Source organism: Bradyrhizobium sp. HKCCYLRH3097 (genome assembly GCF_051167875.1).
In the GTDB taxonomy this organism is placed as follows: Bacteria; Pseudomonadota; Alphaproteobacteria; order Rhizobiales; family Xanthobacteraceae; genus Bradyrhizobium.
In genome coordinates, this window is record NZ_JBNPTX010000012.1 from 162,210 (window position 1) to 178,296 (window position 16,087).

Genomic DNA, 16,087 nt, shown 5'->3' on the forward strand with positions numbered 1-16,087 from the left:
CGCCGGGCGTGCGTCATCCGGTTCGTGATTTCGACGCGAGTTCTGCTCCACTTGGCCTTTTCGCCCCCGTGACCTTGCGGTAGAAGCGGCGCAGCAATGCCCACCCGGAAACGCCGTAAGAGGACCCCATGACCGCCATCGTCGACATCATCGGCCGCGAAATCCTGGACAGCCGCGGCAATCCCACGGTCGAGGTCGACGTCGTGCTGGAGGACGGCTCGGTCGGCCGCGCCGCGGTGCCGTCCGGCGCCTCCACCGGCGCCCACGAGGCGGTCGAGCTGCGCGACGGCGACAAGCACCGCTATCTCGGCAAGGGCGTGCTGAAGGCCGTCGAAGCCATCAACGACGAGGTCTATGAGGCGCTCAGCGACATGTCGGTGCAGGACCAGGTCCAGATCGACCAGATCCTGATCGAGCTCGACGGCACCGAGAACAAGAGCCGGATCGGCGCCAACGCGATTCTCGGCGTCTCGCTCGCCTGCGCCAAGGCCGCGGCGATCTCCTACGACATGCCGCTGTATCGCTATGTCGGCGGCACCTCGGCCCGCACCCTGCCGGTGCCGATGATGAACATCGTCAATGGCGGCGTCCACGCCGACAATCCGATCGATTTCCAGGAGTTCATGATCATGCCGGTGGGCGCGCCGAGCTTCGCGGAGGCGCTGCGCTGCGGCTCGGAGATCTTCCACACGCTCAAGGCCGAGCTGAAGAAGGCGGGCCACAACACCAATGTCGGCGATGAGGGCGGCTTCGCGCCGAACCTGCCGTCGGCGGACGCAGCCCTCGACTTCGTCATGAGCGCGATCGGCAAGGCCGGCTACACCGCCGGCGAGGACGTCATGCTGGCGCTCGACTGCGCCGCGACCGAATTCTTCAAGGACGGCAAGTACGTCTACGAGGGCGAGAACAAGTCGCGCTCGCGCTCCGAGCAGGCCAAGTATCTTGCGGATCTGGTCGCCCGCTACCCGATCGCCTCGATCGAGGACGGCATGTCGGAGGACGACATGGACGGCTGGAAGGAGCTGACCGACCTGATCGGCCACAAGTGCCAGCTCGTCGGCGACGACCTGTTCGTCACCAACGTCAACCGTCTCGCCGACGGCATCCGCAACGGCCGCGCCAACTCGATCCTGATCAAGGTCAACCAGATCGGCACGCTCACCGAGACGCTGGCCGCGGTCGAGATGGCCTACAAGGCCGGCTACACCGCCGTGATGTCGCATCGCTCCGGCGAGACCGAGGATTCCACGATCGCCGATCTCGCGGTCGCCACCAATTGCGGGCAGATCAAGACCGGCTCGCTGGCGCGCGCCGACCGCACCGCCAAGTACAACCAGTTGCTGCGCATCGAGCAGGAGCTGGACGCGCAGGCCAAGTATGCGGGCAGGGCGGCGCTGAAGGCGCTGGCCTGAGTCTGGACCAAGCTAAAGCAAAGAAAAAGGGAGGCACGCATGGGTGTCGAGACACAGGGCCTGCAACTGCGGACGTTGATCAGGCGCAGCGGCGAGCTCGAGCTCTCGCTGGTCGACGTGCCGACCCCCGAGCCGGGACCAGACGAGGTCGTGGTGCGGATCGAGGCGGCGCCGATCAACCCGTCCGATCTCGGCCTCCTCGTCGGCGCGGCGGACCTCGCGACCATGCAGGCGTCCGGCACCAAGGAGCGGCCCGTGATCACCGCCAAGGTGTCGGAGGCGGGGATGCGGGCGATGGCCGGCCGGCTCGACGAGTCCCTGGCCGTAGGCAACGAGGGCGCGGGCGTGGTGGTCAAGACCGGCTCCTCGGATGCCGCCAAGGCGCTGATGGGCCGCACGGTCGCGGCCATCGGCGGCGCGATGTACAGCCAGTATCGCTGCCTGAAGCTCTCCGAATGCCTGCCGCTGCCGGCCGGCACCACGCCGGCCGAGGGCGCCTCCTGCTTCGTCAATCCGCTGACCTCGCTCGGCATGACCGAGACGATGCGGCGCGAGGGCCATACTGCGCTGGTGCACACGGCCGCCGCGTCCAATCTCGGGCAGATGCTCAACAAGATCTGCCTCAAGGACGGCATCCCGCTCGTCAACATCGTGCGCAGCGCTGATCAGGCCGAGCTGTTGCGCGGCATCGGCGCGAAATACATCGTGGATTCGACGGCGCCGACTTTCATGGACGACCTGATCGCGGCGCTGGTCGAGACCGGCGCGACCATCGCCTTCGATGCGATCGGCGGCGGCAAGCTCGCCGGCCAGATCCTCAACGCGATGGAAGCTGCGATCAACAAGTCCGGCAAGCATTCCTACAGCCGCTACGGCTCGAACGTGCACAAGCAGGTCTACATCTACGGTAGCCTCGACACGCGCCCGACCGAGATCACGCGCGGCTTCGGCATGACCTGGAGCGTCGGCGGCTGGCTGCTGTTTCCGTTCCTGATGAAGATCGGCAAGGCGGATACCGAGCGGCTGCGCCAGCGCGTCGTCGACGAGCTGAAGACGACCTTTGCGAGCCACTACACCAAGGTGGTTTCCTTGTCCGAGGCGCTCGATCCGGCCAACCTTGCCGTGTACGCCAAACGGGCCACCGGCGAAAAATTCCTCATCGACCCCAACAAAGAGAAGTGACCTAACGTCGCTCCTCGGACGTTGCTGACGGGCTTGCGTTTGGCCCGCATGCGGAGACAATCCGCCCCGTTTGTCTGGGGGCGGTGTCAGCCGCATGGAGCACTGAGGAGAGATTTGTCATGACCCGATTGGATCGCCGTCGATTTCTGGCCGGTGCGGCCCTCGCCGGGGCTGCAACCGCTTTGCCGCCGCTGGCCGGACGGGCACGCGCAGCGGTTGCACCCGCCGGCGCGCAGGCGCCCGGCTTCTATCGCTACAAGGTCGGCGACTATGAATGCACCTCCGTCAATGACGGCGCGCGCACCTTCCCGATGCCCGACACGTTCGTCGTCAACACGGCGAAGGACGACGCGCTCGCGGCTGCCGAAAGCGCCTACATGCCGAAGGGCATGATCACGATCCCCTTCAATCCGCAGCTGATCAACACCGGCTCCAAGCTGGTCCTGATCGACACCGGCAACGGCGCTGGCGCCTTCGAGGCCAGCAAGGGCGCGGTTGGCCGCACGCTGCAGAACCTCGCTGCCGCCGGCGTCGATCCGAAGAGCATCGACGTCGTCGTGCTCTCCCACATGCATGGGGACCACATCAACGGCCTCAAGCTCGCGGACGGCTCGCTGGCGTTCCCGAACGCCGAGCTGAAGGTGCCGGCTAAGGAGTGGGCGTTCTGGAATAGCGACGAGAACGCCGCCAAGGCGCAGACCGACTTGATGAAGGGCAACTTCGCCAACTTCAAGAAGGTGTTCGGCGGGCTCGAGAGCAATATCACTCAGTACGAGTGGGACAAGGAGGTCGCGCCCGGCATCACCGCGCTCGGCACGCCCGGTCACACGCCGGGACACACCTCGTTCGCGGTCGCGTCCGGCAACGCCAGGGTCCTGATCCAGGCCGACGTCACCAACGTTCCCGAGCTGTTCCTGCGCAACCCCGACTGGCACGTGATGTTCGACACCGATGCCGAGATGGCGCAGGCCACGCGGCACAGGTTCTACGACATGGCCGCCGCCGAGAAGGCCAAGGTGATCGGCTTCCACTTCTCGTTCCCTTCAGTGGGCTATGTCGAGAAGGACGGCGCCAAGTACCGGCTGATTCCGGCGCCGTGGAATCCGGTGATCTGAATATCGGTTAGCGTCATTGCGAGGAGCCCCCGGGTCTCGCCTCCGGCGAGCCCGAGGACAGGCTCCGCGACGAAGCAATCCAGAGTCCCAACCGAGCCCTGGATTGCTTCGCTTCGCTCGCAATGACGGAGGAGAGAGGGGGCCGCCTTCGGGCGGCCTGAGCGTTTTTGCATATGCGAAATGCCGGGCTTTCCGGGCCTGTTGCGAACCCCTATGTCGAGCACCTCGGAAATCCCGCAGGATTCGTATGTCGACCGATCCCTCTCCCTCCAACGCCGATCTCTCCAACTGGCGCACTGCGCCGTTCAGCCGCTGGGCCTTTCACAACATCCGCGCGATCCTGCCGGTCGCCGACATCGAGAGCGCGCCGGGCAGCGCCTGGACGCTGCCGTCGAGCCTCGTGTCGTTCGACGATTTCAGCGTGCGGCTGCCCAAGGGCGGCACGCTCGATCTCGACGGTTTCCTGAAGGCGACGGCGACCGACGGGCTCCTGATTCTGCAGGACGGCCGCATCGTCTTCGAAATGTATGACGGCGGCACCGACCGCGACACGCCGCACATCCTGATGTCGGCGACCAAGTCGATCACCGGCCTCATGGCCGGCATCCTGACCGGCCGCGGCGAGCTCGATGTCGACGCCGAGGTCACGCGCTATGTGCCGGAAGTGGCCGCCACGGCCTATCGCGGCGCTACGATCCGGCAGCTGCTCGACATGCGTGCGGGCGTCGTGTTCGATGGTGCCGGCCTGCAGGCCTATGCCGACGCCGCGGGCTGGGAGCCGGTCGCGCCGGGCACGACGCCGAACCTGCACGATTTCTTTGCGACGATGCGCGCTCAGGCGGCGCCGCATGGCGGCGCCTTCAGCTACGTCTCGTCCAACACCGATCTGCTGGGATGGGCGATCGAGCGCGCCACCGGCCGCAGCTTCGCGAGCCTCGCCGGCAGCCTGCTGTGGAAGCCGATGGGGGCGAGCGGCGAGGCCTTCATCACCCTCGACCGCAACGGCGCGCCGCGCTGCACCGGCGGCTTCTGCGCCACCTTGCGCGACGTCGCCCGGCTCGGCCAGCTCGTGCTGTCAGGCGGGCGGCGGGGCTCTCACACGATCATTCCCGAAGGTTGGATCGACGACATCAGGCACAATGGCGATGTGCAGGCCTGGCGCGACGGCCAATGGCGCGACAGTTTTGCCGCGATCAGCCGCAACATGCACTATCGCAGCGGCTGGTACGTCACAAACGACGCGCCGCAGCTGATGTTCGCGATGGGCATTCACGGCCAGAACCTGTTCGTCGATGCCGCCAACGGCATCGTGATCGCCAAGGTCTCGTCATGGGCGCAGCCGGTCGACGGGCAGGCGATCTGGCTCACACATCAGGCGGTGGCGGAATTCACGCGCTGTCTCAAGGGGACCGGCTGAGCTCCACGACGCGGGCAAGGGTCGGGAACACTCGGGCGTTGCTTGCGATGAAACGCAGTGTTTCGCGTGAGGATGGTCCATGCACTTGCATGTTCCTGCTCGCGCGCCTTAAGTGCGCTCCACACCCCGCTCCTCAAAGGATTCCCCATGCCCGCACCTTATTCGATCGTCGCCCTCGTCGGCAGTCTCCGCAAGGAGAGCTTCACCCTGAAGATCGCCAATGCGCTCGCCAAGCTGGCGCCGGCCAGCCTGAAGATCGACGTGACCACGCTCAACGGCCTGTCGTTCTTCAACCAGGATCTCGAAGCCAATCCGCCGGCCGACTGGCTCGCCCTGCGGGAGAAGCTGAAGGCCTCGAACGGCGTGCTGATCCTGACGCCGGAATACAACCGCTCGATTCCCGGCGTGCTCAAGAATGCGATCGACGTCGCCTCGCGTCCCTATGGGCAGAGTTCGTTCCTGGGCAAGCCGGTCGGCCTCATCTCCAATTCGCCGGGCCCGCTCGGTGGCGTGGCGGCGGCCAAGCATCTGCAGAACATCATGCCTGGCATCTCTGGCCCGGTCATGGGGCAGCCGGAAATCTACCTGAATGGCGTCGGCGACGCCTTCGACGCCCAGGGCGAGCTGGTCAAGGATTCGCTCAAGACGGTGTTGCAGCAATATTTGGATGCATTCGCCGCATTCGTGGCCAAGCAGAGCGGCTGATCGCGTTCGCCGCCGCCGCGTCCACCTGCGGCGGTCGGCAACTGCATGACGGGTATGATGCGGGCAGGGCGTTGACGCGCCTTGCCCGATCCGTTTCAAGGCGATGCCGGACCTGCGCAAGGATGCGCGTTGCCAAGGACAGATGATGGCCCATTCGTTCACACCCGCGTCGTCGTCGAGGCCCGGCCCGAACCAGCCGGATCTCGACTCGGAGGCCGTCTGGCAGGCGCGGATCGACCTCGCGGCCTGTTTCCGGATGGCGGCGCGGCACGGGTTCGAAGAGGGCATCTGCAACCACTTCTCGGCGCTGGTCCCCGGCTATGACGACCTCTTCATCGTCAATCCCTACGGCTATGCGTTCCGCGAACTGACGGCCTCGAAGCTCCTGGTGTGCGACTTCGACGGCAACGTCGTTGCCGGCGACGGCCGCCCGGAGGCGACCGCCTTCTACATCCACGCCCGCATCCACAAGGCGCTGCCGCGCGCCAAGGTCGCGTTCCACACCCACATGCCCTACGCCACCGCGCTGTCGATGACCGAAGGCGACCCGCTGATCTTCGCCGGGCAGACGGCGCTGAAATTCTATGGGCGAACCGCGGTCGACGCGAACTACAACGGGCTGGCGCTCGACGCGCGGGAGGGGGATCGCATCGCCGGGGCTGTCGGTGATGCCGACATCGTCTTCATGAAGCATCATGGCGTCATGGTTCTGGCGCCGACCATCGCCGAAGCCTGGGACGATCTCTACTACCTTGAGCGCGCCTGCCAGGTGCAGTGCCTGGCGCTGTCGACCGGCCGCAAGGTGGTGCCGGTCGCGCCCGAGATCGCCGAGGCCGCCTATCGCCAGATGCGCGAAGGAGATGCGGAATCGGCTCGGTTGCACCTCGAGGCCGTCAAGCGCATGCTCGACCTCGAAGAGCCGGTCTACCGGAGCTGAGGACGGATCGTCTGGAGGCTGGTTCGATGTCCAAATTGGAGCTTTCTGCCGAGCAGCACGCAGCGCTGGATCGCCCCGTCTGGTCAGCCCTGACCACCGGGCACCGAGCGCTTGCGGAGGGCGCCGCGCATGCTCGTCGCTATCCGGCGGCGATTGCGCCATTTGCCGCCATGTCGGACGACAGCGATGCGGCGTGGTCTGAACTCGCCGACCTTGCCAATGAGGATGTGGTTGCGATCGTGACCCCCGTACCCCCGGGCGATGTGCGCGGCCTTGGCGTCCGGCTCAGAGCCAGCGTCCGCCAGATGGTTGCCGTCGGGGCGGTCGATCCCGTGGGGGATGCCGCGGTCGAGGTGCTGGACGAGCGCGACATCCCTGCGATGCTGGAGCTGACTGCACGGACCAAACCCGGTCCGTTCCTGGCCAGGACCCGCGAGCTGGGCCGCTACATCGGCATTCGTGACGGGGAGCGACTGGCCGCCATGGCCGGGGAGCGCATGCGCCTCGACGGGTTCACGGAAATCAGCGCGGTCTGTGTCCATCCGGACTATCGCGGCCTTGGCTATGCCCAGAGGCTCGTCACGGTCCTGATGACGGCCATCAGGGGCAGGGGCGAGACGCCGTTTCTCCACGTCATAGACGACAATCATGCCGCGATCGCGCTGTATGAGCGTCTCGGCTTCGTGTCGCGAGCCACCTTGTGTTTCACGGTGCTTCGGCAATCCGTCAGCCAGTGACGCGTGATGGGACCTTCGGAACGAAGCCGCGCGGCGTAGATTAGCAGATCCTTAACCAAGGCGCCCCATCTTCCGGCCCATGGTCTCCCGCGCGCGGCTCAAATCGTTCCTGACCGGGCTCGCCCTCTACACGATGGCGGCCGCCATCATCGGCTATTTCGGCATCAACGCCTATACCGGCCGCTACGGCCTGACCGCGCGTCAGGAGCTCGACCAGGAGATCATTGCGCTCACCTCCGAGCTCGCCCGGCTGAAGCAGGAGCGGGCGGAGGGTGAGAAGCGCGTGTCGCTGCTGCGCTCCGACCGGGTCGATCCCGACATGCTCGATGAGCGCGCCCGCTTCCAGCTCGGCTACGCTAACCCGCGTGATCTGATCCGGATCAATCGGCCGAACTGAGCGAGCCGGTCTCCGCGATGCATCCGTTGTGAGACTCGCCTCGCGTCAGCGTAACGAACGCAGGCACGACAAGCCCATGACGAGGAAGACCCGCGCTGCGCGCGGGCCTTCGACGATCGCTGATGGGCTGCCCCTTATGCGGCCCGCACGGTGGCGAGGAACTTGTGGACCTCGGCCTTCAGGCGGTTGCTGTCCTGGGACAGTGACTGCACAGCGTTGAGCACCTGGGACGAAGCCGTCCCCGTCTCGGTTGCTTCGCGCTGGACGTCGGCAACATTCGCGGAGACCTCTTTCGTACCGCTGGCGGCTTGCTGGATGTTGCGCGAGATTTCCTGGGTTGCGGCGCCCTGTTCTTCGACAGCGGCTGCGATGGTGGCGGCGATTTCCGACATCCGGCCGATCGTGTCGCCGATTTCCTTGATGGCGGTCACCGAATGCTGAGTGGCGGTCTGGATGGCGCCAATCTGCTGGCTGATCTCTCCCGTCGCCTTGGCAGTCTGCTCGGCGAGCGCCTTGACCTCCGAGGCGACAACGGCGAAGCCGCGGCCAGCTTCACCCGCCCGCGCCGCCTCGATGGTGGCGTTCAAGGCCAGCAGGTTGGTCTGGCCGGCGATGGTGTTGATGAGCTCCACCACGTCGCCGATGCGAGCCGCCGCTTGCGACAATTCGCCCACGCGTTCATTGGTCTTGCGGGCCTGCTCAACGGCTTCACTGGCGATCGCCGAAGACTGCTGCACCTGTCGGCTGATCTCGTTCACGGAGGAGGACATTTCCTCGGTGGCGGCGGCGACCGACTGGACGTTGTTGGAGGCGGCGCCTGAGGCGCCGGCTACGACGGTGGCAAGACCCTTCGAGCGCTCGGCCGTTGCGCTGAGCGACTGGGCCGATGACTCCAGATCGGTCGCTGCCGACGACACCGTCTCGATGATCTGGCCGACCGCTGTCTCGAAATCGTTCGCAAGGCGCATCGTATCGATCTTGCGCTGCTCGGCCTGGCGTGCCTCCAGCTCGTTCTGCTCGGCCTCGAGCCGCTGGCGGGCGACGGCATTGACCTTGAACACCTCGACGGCACGGGCCATCTCGCCGACCTCGTCGCGCCGTTCCGAGTTCGGGATCTGCACAGCGAGATTCCCGTTCGCAAGCTCGGTCATCGTCCGGGTGATCGCTTGCAGCGGCCGGACCAGGCCGCGCGCGATCATCAGGGTCGCAACGCACAGCAGGGCGATCAGTCCGACGGCCCACATCAGCGTCACCTTGACGGAGGCGTAGAACGCCTCGTCGAGATCGTCGACATACACGCCTGTGCCCACAACCCAGTTCCACGGATCGGCCTTCATGGTGTAGCCGAGCTTCGCCACCGGGACGCTGCTGCCGGCGCGCGCGAACATATAGCTGACGAAGCCGCCACCAGGCTGGGTCGAAGCCGCGATCAACTCGCGTACGAAGGGCAGACCATTGGCGTCCTTTTCGTTGAGCAGACCCTTGCCCTCCCAATCCGGCTTCGGGCCAAGCACGAGGTTCACGCCGTCCGGCTGGTAGACGAAGATGTAGTCGTTCTTGCCGAACCGAATGCCGCGGAGCACGGCCTTGGCGCGGTTCTGCGCCTCGTCCGCGGTCAGGGCCCCCTTCGCCGCCGCATCGGCAAAGCCCTTCACGATCGACACGGCAGATTGCACCTGTCCGACGACTGCAGCCTTACGCTCTTCGACCAGGGCTGTTCGGGTGGCCAGCAGCTGGCTGACCACGGCGACGATACAGACGCCGATGGATAACGCGACCAGAACCGCAAAGCGGCGAGGGATGGTGAGAACCATGTTCGTTCCTGTCAGAGGGCCCAGGCAGCCGGACAGTCCAGGCAGCCAGGGATTTTCGTTGAGTTGTTTGATTTCGTTGATGAATTCGGAAAAATTGTGCGCTGCGGAGGGTTTAGAATTGATTGATTCGAAGGCCCGTAGGAACACGGAGACCCTCTGCCGCTGCTCGGTCGGAATATCCGTTATGCCGATGTTCGATATGTCGGGTTCTTTGGTCGCTGTCGGCGTCGTCAAGATCCAACGATGAGGGTGTCGTCGAGGGCGTCGTCGGCTTGGCCTCAAGCGTCCCATCCGCTGAGATGGCTGCTCATTTTTGTAGCGGCCTGCGGTCGGATTCCAAAAATGGTGGAATTGTATTTGCAATATTTCGTGTGCATTGCAGCGCGGCACGCCAAAGCCTTCGGACGCGCCACGCGGTCCTTTTACGTCTCCTGGAGTTGAGCTAGAGAGAGCTACTTTTTCTCTCATCCGGAATTGCCATGGCCGCACCGAAGAAGACCGCCGCAAAGGAACAAGGGCAGGACAGAGACAACGGCCCGCCGCCGGAATTCACCAGAGAACAGGAATTGGCTGCGCTCCGCGACATGCTGCTGATCCGCCGCTTTGAGGAAAAGGCCGGTCAGCTTTATGGCATGGGTGCGATCGGCGGCTTCTGCCATCTTTACATCGGCCAGGAAGCCGTCGTGGTCGGCATGCAGATGGCGCTGAAGCCGGGCGATCAGGTCATCACCGGCTATCGCGATCACGGCCACATGCTGGCCACCGGCATGGACGCCAAGGGCGTGATGGCCGAGCTCACCGGGCGCCGCGGTGGATACTCCAAGGGCAAGGGCGGCTCCATGCACATGTTCAGCATGGAGAAGAACTTCTTCGGCGGCCACGGCATCGTCGGCGCCCAGGTCTCGCTCGGCACCGGCCTTGCGCTCGCCAACCGCTACCGCGGCAACGACTCGGTCAGCGTCGCCTATTTCGGCGATGGCGCGGCCAACCAGGGGCAGGTCTATGAGAGCTTCAACATGGCGGAGCTCTGGAAGCTGCCGGTGATCTACGTCATCGAGAACAACCGCTATGCGATGGGCACGGCGGTGTCGCGCGCCTCGGCGCAGACCGACTTCTCCAAGCGCGGCATCTCCTTCAACATCCCGGGCGAGCAGGTCGACGGCATGGACGTCCGCGCCGTGAAGGCTGCGGGCGAGAAGGCCGTTGCCTGGTGCCGCGAGGGCAAGGGCCCGTACATTCTGGAAATGCAGACCTACCGCTATCGCGGCCACTCGATGTCGGACCCGGCGAAGTATCGCACCCGCGAGGAGGTGGAGAAGGTCCGTCACGACCAGGATCCGATCGAGCAGGTGCGCAACCGCCTGCTGGCGGCCAAGGTCAGCGAGCAGGATCTCAAGACGATCGATGCCGACGTGCGCAAGATCGTCAACGAGGCCGCCGATTTCGCGCAGGCCGATCCCGAGCCCGATGTCGCCGAGCTCTACACCGACGTTTACCGCTGAGCGCGCGCAAGCTGTTTCTCTGGAGCTGATATGCCTATTCAAGTTTTGATGCCTGCGCTGTCGCCCACGATGGAAAAGGGCAATCTCGCCAAATGGCTGAAGAAGGAAGGTGAGGCGATCAAGTCGGGTGACGTGATCGCCGAGATCGAGACCGACAAGGCCACGATGGAGGTCGAGGCGACCGACGAGGGCACGCTCGGCAAGATCCTGATCCCCGAAGGCACCGCCGACGTCGCGGTCAATACGCCGATTGCGACCATCCTCGCGGATGGCGAGAGCGTGGCCGATCTCGGCAAGGCGGCACCCGCTGCCGAGATGAAAGCCGCGCAGTCGGCGCCGCCGGCCGAGCCGGCTGCTTCGGTGTCGGCATCGCCTGCGCCGACCGGCGTGGCTGCGCCGCAGAGCGTGGCCGAGCCCGATCCCGAGGTGCCAGCGGGCACCGAGATGGTGACGCAAACCATCCGCGAGGCGCTGCGCGACGCCATGGCCGAGGAGATGCGCCGAGACGGCGACGTCTTCATCATGGGCGAGGAGGTCGCCGAATATCAGGGCGCCTACAAGGTCACCCAGGGCCTGCTGCAGGAGTTCGGCGCCCGCCGCGTGATGGACACGCCGATCACCGAGCACGGCTTCGCCGGCATCGGCGTCGGTGCGGCGATGGCCGGCCTGAAGCCGATCGTCGAGTTCATGACCTTCAACTTCGCCATGCAGGCGATGGACCAGATCATCAACTCCGCGGCGAAGACACTCTATATGTCCGGTGGCCAGATGGGCTGCTCGATCGTGTTCCGTGGTCCGAACGGCGCCGCCGCCCGCGTTGCCGCGCAGCATAGCCAGGACTACGCGTCCTGGTACTCTCACGTTCCCGGCCTCAAGGTGATCGCGCCGTACTCCGCGGCGGACGCCAAGGGCCTGCTGAAGGCCGCGATCCGCGATCCGAACCCGGTGATCTTTCTCGAGAACGAGGTGCTCTACGGCCACTCCGGCGAGGTGCCGAAGCTCGACGACTATGTGATCCCGATCGGCAAGGCGCGCATCGCCCGCAGCGGCAAGGACGTCACCATCATCTCGTGGTCGAACGGCATGACCTACGCGCTGAAGGCCGCCGATGAGCTTGCCAAGGAGGGCATCGAGGCCGAGGTGATCGACCTGCGCACGCTGCGTCCGATGGACACCGAGACCATCGTCGCCTCGGTCAAGAAGACCGGCCGCGCGGTGACGGTGGAGGAGGGCTGGCAGCAGAGCGGCGTCGGCGCCGAGATCGCCGCGCGCATCATGGAGCACGCCTTCGACTATCTCGATGCCCCAGTCGCGCGCGTGTCCGGCAAGGACGTGCCGATGCCGTATGCGGCGAATCTCGAGAAGCTCGCGCTGCCCTCGGCCGCGGAGGTCGTTCAGGCCGCCAAATCCGTCTGCTACCGGTAAGCCGTCGAGGACGCCCAGATGGCCGGACCCAAGGAGCAGCCGCTGCCGCCCGATGTAATCGGCCGCGAGGACGCCACCGAAGTGTTGCGCGCCTTCGTGCTCGATGGCGGGCTCTCGATCGCCTTCCAGCGCGCGTTCGAGGAGCCCGACGTGTGGGGGCTGCTCCTGGTCGACGTCGCCCGTCATGCTGCGCGCGCCTATGCGCGCGAGAGCGATTATTCCGAAGACGAGGCGCTGCAGCGCATCGTCGAGATGTTCGAAGCCGAGCTGGCTCGGCCGACCGATACGGGCACCACCAGCCCCAGGTCGAAACAAGGTCACTGATCATGCCGATCAACATTCTCATGCCCGCGCTGTCGCCGACGATGGAGAAGGGCAACCTCGCCCGTTGGCTCAAGAAGGAAGGCGACCAGGTCAAGTCAGGCGAGGTCATCGCCGAGATCGAGACCGACAAGGCCACGATGGAAGTCGAGGCGGTCGACGAAGGCACCCTCGCCAAGATCCTTGTGCCGGAAGGCACGCAGGACGTGCCCGTGAACGACGTGATCGCGGTGCTCGCCGGCGAGGGCGAGGACGTCAAGGCGGCCGGCAGCGCGCCGGCGGCGGCCGCTCCCAAGCCCGAGGCCAAGCCCATCGCCTCGGCGGCTCCCGCTGCGACAGCTGCACCGGCCGCGGCGCCCGCGCCGAAGCCGGCTACGGCTCCTGCGCCAGCCGCGCCTGCGGCGGCCCCTCAGGTCAACGGCCATGCGCGCATCTTCTCGTCGCCATTGGCGCGCCGTCTCGCCAAGGATGCCGGCATCGATCTCGGCCGCATCACCGGCACCGGCCCGCATGGTCGCGTCGTCGCGCGTGACGTGGAAGAGGCGAAGTCCGGCAAGGGCCTGAAGGCCGCGCCGTCGGCGGCTCCCGCCGCGGCAGGCGCGCCGGCGCTGGCGCCGTCGATGTCGGACAAGCAGATCCTGGCGCTGTTCGAGCCCGGCTCCTACGAGGTCATCCCGCACGACGGCATGCGCCGCACCATCGCGCAGCGCCTGACGGCGTCGGTGCAGAACGTCCCGCACTTCTATCTCACGATCGACTGCGACATCGGCAAGCTCCTGGCTGCGCGCGAGGAGATCAATGCGGCGGCTCCCAAGGACAAGGAGAAGAAGCCGCTCTACAAGCTCAGCGTGAACGATTTCGTCATCAAGGCGATGGCGGTGGCGCTGCAGAAGATCCCGAACTGCAACGTCAGCTGGACCGAAGGCGGCATGGTCAAGCACAAGCATTCCGACGTCGGTGTCGCCGTCGCAATGCCCGGCGGACTGATCACGCCGATCATCCGCAAGGCCGAGACCAAGACGCTATCGGAGATCTCCAGCGAGATGAAGGACTTTGCCGCGCGCGCCCGCTCGCGCAAGCTGAAGCCGGAGGAATATCAGGGCGGCACCACGGCCGTCTCCAACCTCGGCATGTACGGCATCAACCACTTCACCGCCGTGATCAATCCGCCGCATGCCACGATCCTCGCGGTTGGCACCTCGGAAGAACGCCCCGTCGTGCGCAACGGCAAGATCGAGATCGCGAGCATGATGAGCGTGACGCTGTCGTGCGATCACCGCGCGATCGACGGCGCGCTCGGCGCCGAGCTGATCGGCGCCTTCAAGCAACTGATCGAGAATCCCGTGATGATGATGGTGTGATCTTGCTTTCCGGAGCGGGATGGCAAACGGGGCCGACGCATGCGCATCAGAACGCGGTGGCCCTGGATCACGGCGCTGGTGAGCGCCGCGCTGTTTGCCAATCCGCTCGGGATCGACGTCATCTATTCTGCCTTCTTCTCCGGCGAGGCGCTGTCGCGCCGCATCTGGGCGCCGATCGCGCTCGCCGGATTCGCTATCTGCACCCTGCTGATGCTCCTGGAAGCCGTCATGCGAGCCATGATCTGGCGACGCTCCGTCCGCAGCCCCACCGTCTGATTTCCGACTGCTTAAGTTGAATGGGAGCCGTCATGGCCGACACATCCTTCGACATCATCATCATCGGGTCCGGCCCGGGCGGCTACGTCGCCGCGATCCGCGCCGCCCAGCTCGGCTTCAAGACCGCGATCATCGAGAAATCCTATCTCGGCGGCATCTGCCTGAACTGGGGCTGCATCCCGACCAAGGCGCTGCTGCGCTCGGCCGAGATCTATCATTACATGCAGCACGCCAAGGACTATGGCCTGTCGGCGGAGAACATCTCCTACGATCCGAAGGCGGTTGTGCAGCGCTCGCGCGGCGTCTCGAAGCGCCTCAATGACGGCGTCGGCTTCCTGATGAAGAAGAACAAGGTCCAGGTGATCTGGGGCAAGGCTGCGATCGACGCGCCCGGCAAGATCACGGTGACCAAATCCGACGTCGAGGCGCCCAAGGGCGCGCTGGGCGAGGGGACCTATCAGGCGAAGCACATCATCGTTGCCACCGGCGCGCGGCCGCGCGTGCTGCCGGGGCTCGAGCCGGACAAGAAGCTGGTCTGGACCTATTTCGAGGCGATGGTTCCTGACAAGATGCCGAAGTCGCTGTTGGTGGTCGGCTCTGGCGCGATCGGTATCGAGTTCGCGTCGTTCTTCCGCACCATGGGCTCCGAGGTGACGGTGGTCGAGGTGCTGCCGCAGATCCTGCCCGTCGAGGACGCCGAGATCGCCGGCCTCGCGCGCAAGCAGCTGGAGAAGCAGGGCCTCAAGATCATGACCGGGGCCAAGGTCACCAAGCTCGACAAGAAGAGCGACAGCGTGGTCGCCACGATCGACGACGGCAAGGGCAAGATCGAGGCGGTCGAGTTCGATCGCGTGATCTCGGCCGTCGGCGTGGTCGGCAACATCGAGAATCTCGGGCTGGAGAAGCTCGGGGTGAAGACCGATCGTGGCTGCATCGTCATCGACGGCTACGGCAAGACCAACGTGCCCGGCATCTACGCCATCGGTGACGTCGCCGGTCCCCCGATGCTGGCGCACAAGGCCGAGCATGAGGGCGTGGTCTGCATCGAGGCGATCAAGGGCCTGCATCCGCACGCGATGGACAAGAACCTCATTCCGGGCTGCACCTATTGCCATCCGCAGGTCGCCTCCGCCGGCCTCACCGAGGCCAAGGCCAAGGAGCAGGGCCGCGACGTCAGAGTCGGCCGCTTCCCCTTCGTCGGCAACGGCAAGGCAATTGCGCTCGGCGAGGACCAGGGCCTGGTCAAGGTGATCTTCGACAAGAAGACCGGACAACTGATCGGCGCCCACATGGTCGGCGCCGAGGTCACCGAGCTGATCCAGGGCTATGTCGTGGCGATGAACCTCGAGACGACAGAGGAAGAGCTGATGCACACGGTCTTCCCGCATCCGACCCTGTCGGAGATGATGAAGGAAGCCGTGCTCGACGCCTACGGCCGCGTGCTGAACATGTAGCTCCGTCCCCGCTCGTCATGCGCGGGCTTGAC

General features: G+C 65.5%; 15 protein-coding genes. 14 read left to right on the forward strand and 1 reads right to left on the reverse strand.

Going from position 1 to position 16,087, the window contains the following annotated elements:
• Positions 1 to 128 precede the first annotated feature (128 nt).
• The 8 genes from eno (at position 129) to ACQR0U_RS25905 (ending at position 7,902) form a co-directional block, all read left to right on the forward strand.
• Complete coding sequence (gene eno / locus ACQR0U_RS25870; protein ID WP_315738192.1) at positions 129 to 1,412, forward strand: phosphopyruvate hydratase; 1,284 nt, start codon at positions 129 to 131, stop codon at positions 1,410 to 1,412.
• Positions 1,413 to 1,451: 39 nt separating this feature from the next.
• The gene (locus ACQR0U_RS25875) at positions 1,452 to 2,594 is read left to right on the forward strand and encodes a zinc-binding dehydrogenase (RefSeq protein ID WP_434872313.1); all 1,143 of its coding nucleotides are present in this window, start codon (positions 1,452 to 1,454) and stop codon (positions 2,592 to 2,594) included.
• Between the two features lie 119 nt (positions 2,595 to 2,713).
• Complete coding sequence (locus tag ACQR0U_RS25880; RefSeq protein WP_315750944.1) at positions 2,714 to 3,709, forward strand: MBL fold metallo-hydrolase; 996 nt, start codon at positions 2,714 to 2,716, stop codon at positions 3,707 to 3,709.
• A gap of 247 nt (positions 3,710 to 3,956) precedes the next feature.
• Entirely contained in the window at positions 3,957 to 5,126 is a 1,170-nt protein-coding gene (locus tag ACQR0U_RS25885) for a serine hydrolase domain-containing protein (RefSeq protein ID WP_315750946.1), read from the forward strand.
• A gap of 147 nt (positions 5,127 to 5,273) precedes the next feature.
• Positions 5,274 to 5,831 (forward strand): NADPH-dependent FMN reductase, encoded by a 558-nt coding sequence (locus tag ACQR0U_RS25890; RefSeq protein ID WP_434872314.1) that lies wholly within the window; start codon positions 5,274 to 5,276, stop codon positions 5,829 to 5,831.
• A 145-nt stretch (positions 5,832 to 5,976) separates the two neighbouring features.
• The gene (locus ACQR0U_RS25895; protein ID WP_316186102.1) at positions 5,977 to 6,768 is read left to right on the forward strand and encodes an aldolase; all 792 of its coding nucleotides are present in this window, start codon (positions 5,977 to 5,979) and stop codon (positions 6,766 to 6,768) included.
• 26 nt (positions 6,769 to 6,794) lie between these two features.
• Positions 6,795 to 7,505: a GNAT family N-acetyltransferase gene (locus ACQR0U_RS25900; RefSeq protein ID WP_434872315.1), complete on the forward strand. Its 711-nt coding sequence runs from the start codon at positions 6,795 to 6,797 to the stop codon at positions 7,503 to 7,505.
• A 79-nt stretch (positions 7,506 to 7,584) separates the two neighbouring features.
• On the forward strand, positions 7,585 to 7,902 hold the full coding sequence (locus ACQR0U_RS25905; RefSeq protein ID WP_315711657.1) for an FtsB family cell division protein: 318 nt from the start codon (positions 7,585 to 7,587) through the stop codon (positions 7,900 to 7,902).
• A gap of 134 nt (positions 7,903 to 8,036) precedes the next feature.
• On the opposite strand, the gene ACQR0U_RS25910 is transcribed toward ACQR0U_RS25905, so the two are convergent.
• A complete protein-coding gene (locus tag ACQR0U_RS25910) occupies positions 8,037 to 9,716 on the reverse strand; it encodes a methyl-accepting chemotaxis protein (protein WP_316186152.1) in 1,680 nt (559 codons plus the stop codon).
• Positions 9,717 to 10,195: 479 nt separating this feature from the next.
• Between ACQR0U_RS25910 and pdhA the strand changes: the two genes are divergently transcribed.
• From pdhA to lpdA, 6 genes are read left to right on the forward strand one after another with little or no spacing between them, the layout of a single operon-like run.
• Positions 10,196 to 11,218, forward strand: a complete 1,023-nt coding sequence (gene pdhA / locus ACQR0U_RS25915) for a pyruvate dehydrogenase (acetyl-transferring) E1 component subunit alpha (protein ID WP_315711659.1) — start codon at positions 10,196 to 10,198, stop codon at positions 11,216 to 11,218.
• A gap of 30 nt (positions 11,219 to 11,248) precedes the next feature.
• Complete coding sequence (locus tag ACQR0U_RS25920; protein ID WP_315827496.1) at positions 11,249 to 12,643, forward strand: pyruvate dehydrogenase complex E1 component subunit beta; 1,395 nt, start codon at positions 11,249 to 11,251, stop codon at positions 12,641 to 12,643.
• 18 nt (positions 12,644 to 12,661) lie between these two features.
• On the forward strand, positions 12,662 to 12,967 hold the full coding sequence (locus ACQR0U_RS25925; protein ID WP_015666657.1) for a DUF5076 domain-containing protein: 306 nt from the start codon (positions 12,662 to 12,664) through the stop codon (positions 12,965 to 12,967).
• Between the two features lie 2 nt (positions 12,968 to 12,969).
• Positions 12,970 to 14,325: a pyruvate dehydrogenase complex dihydrolipoamide acetyltransferase gene (locus tag ACQR0U_RS25930; protein WP_434872316.1), complete on the forward strand. Its 1,356-nt coding sequence runs from the start codon at positions 12,970 to 12,972 to the stop codon at positions 14,323 to 14,325.
• Positions 14,326 to 14,364: 39 nt separating this feature from the next.
• Positions 14,365 to 14,601, forward strand: coding sequence for a hypothetical protein (locus ACQR0U_RS25935; protein WP_316186105.1), 237 nt, complete (start codon positions 14,365 to 14,367; stop codon positions 14,599 to 14,601).
• Between the two features lie 32 nt (positions 14,602 to 14,633).
• Positions 14,634 to 16,055 carry a dihydrolipoyl dehydrogenase gene (gene lpdA / locus ACQR0U_RS25940; RefSeq protein WP_316186106.1) on the forward strand — a complete coding sequence of 474 codons (1,422 nt, stop codon included), beginning with the start codon at positions 14,634 to 14,636 and terminating at the stop codon, positions 16,053 to 16,055.
• Positions 16,056 to 16,087 lie beyond the last annotated feature (32 nt).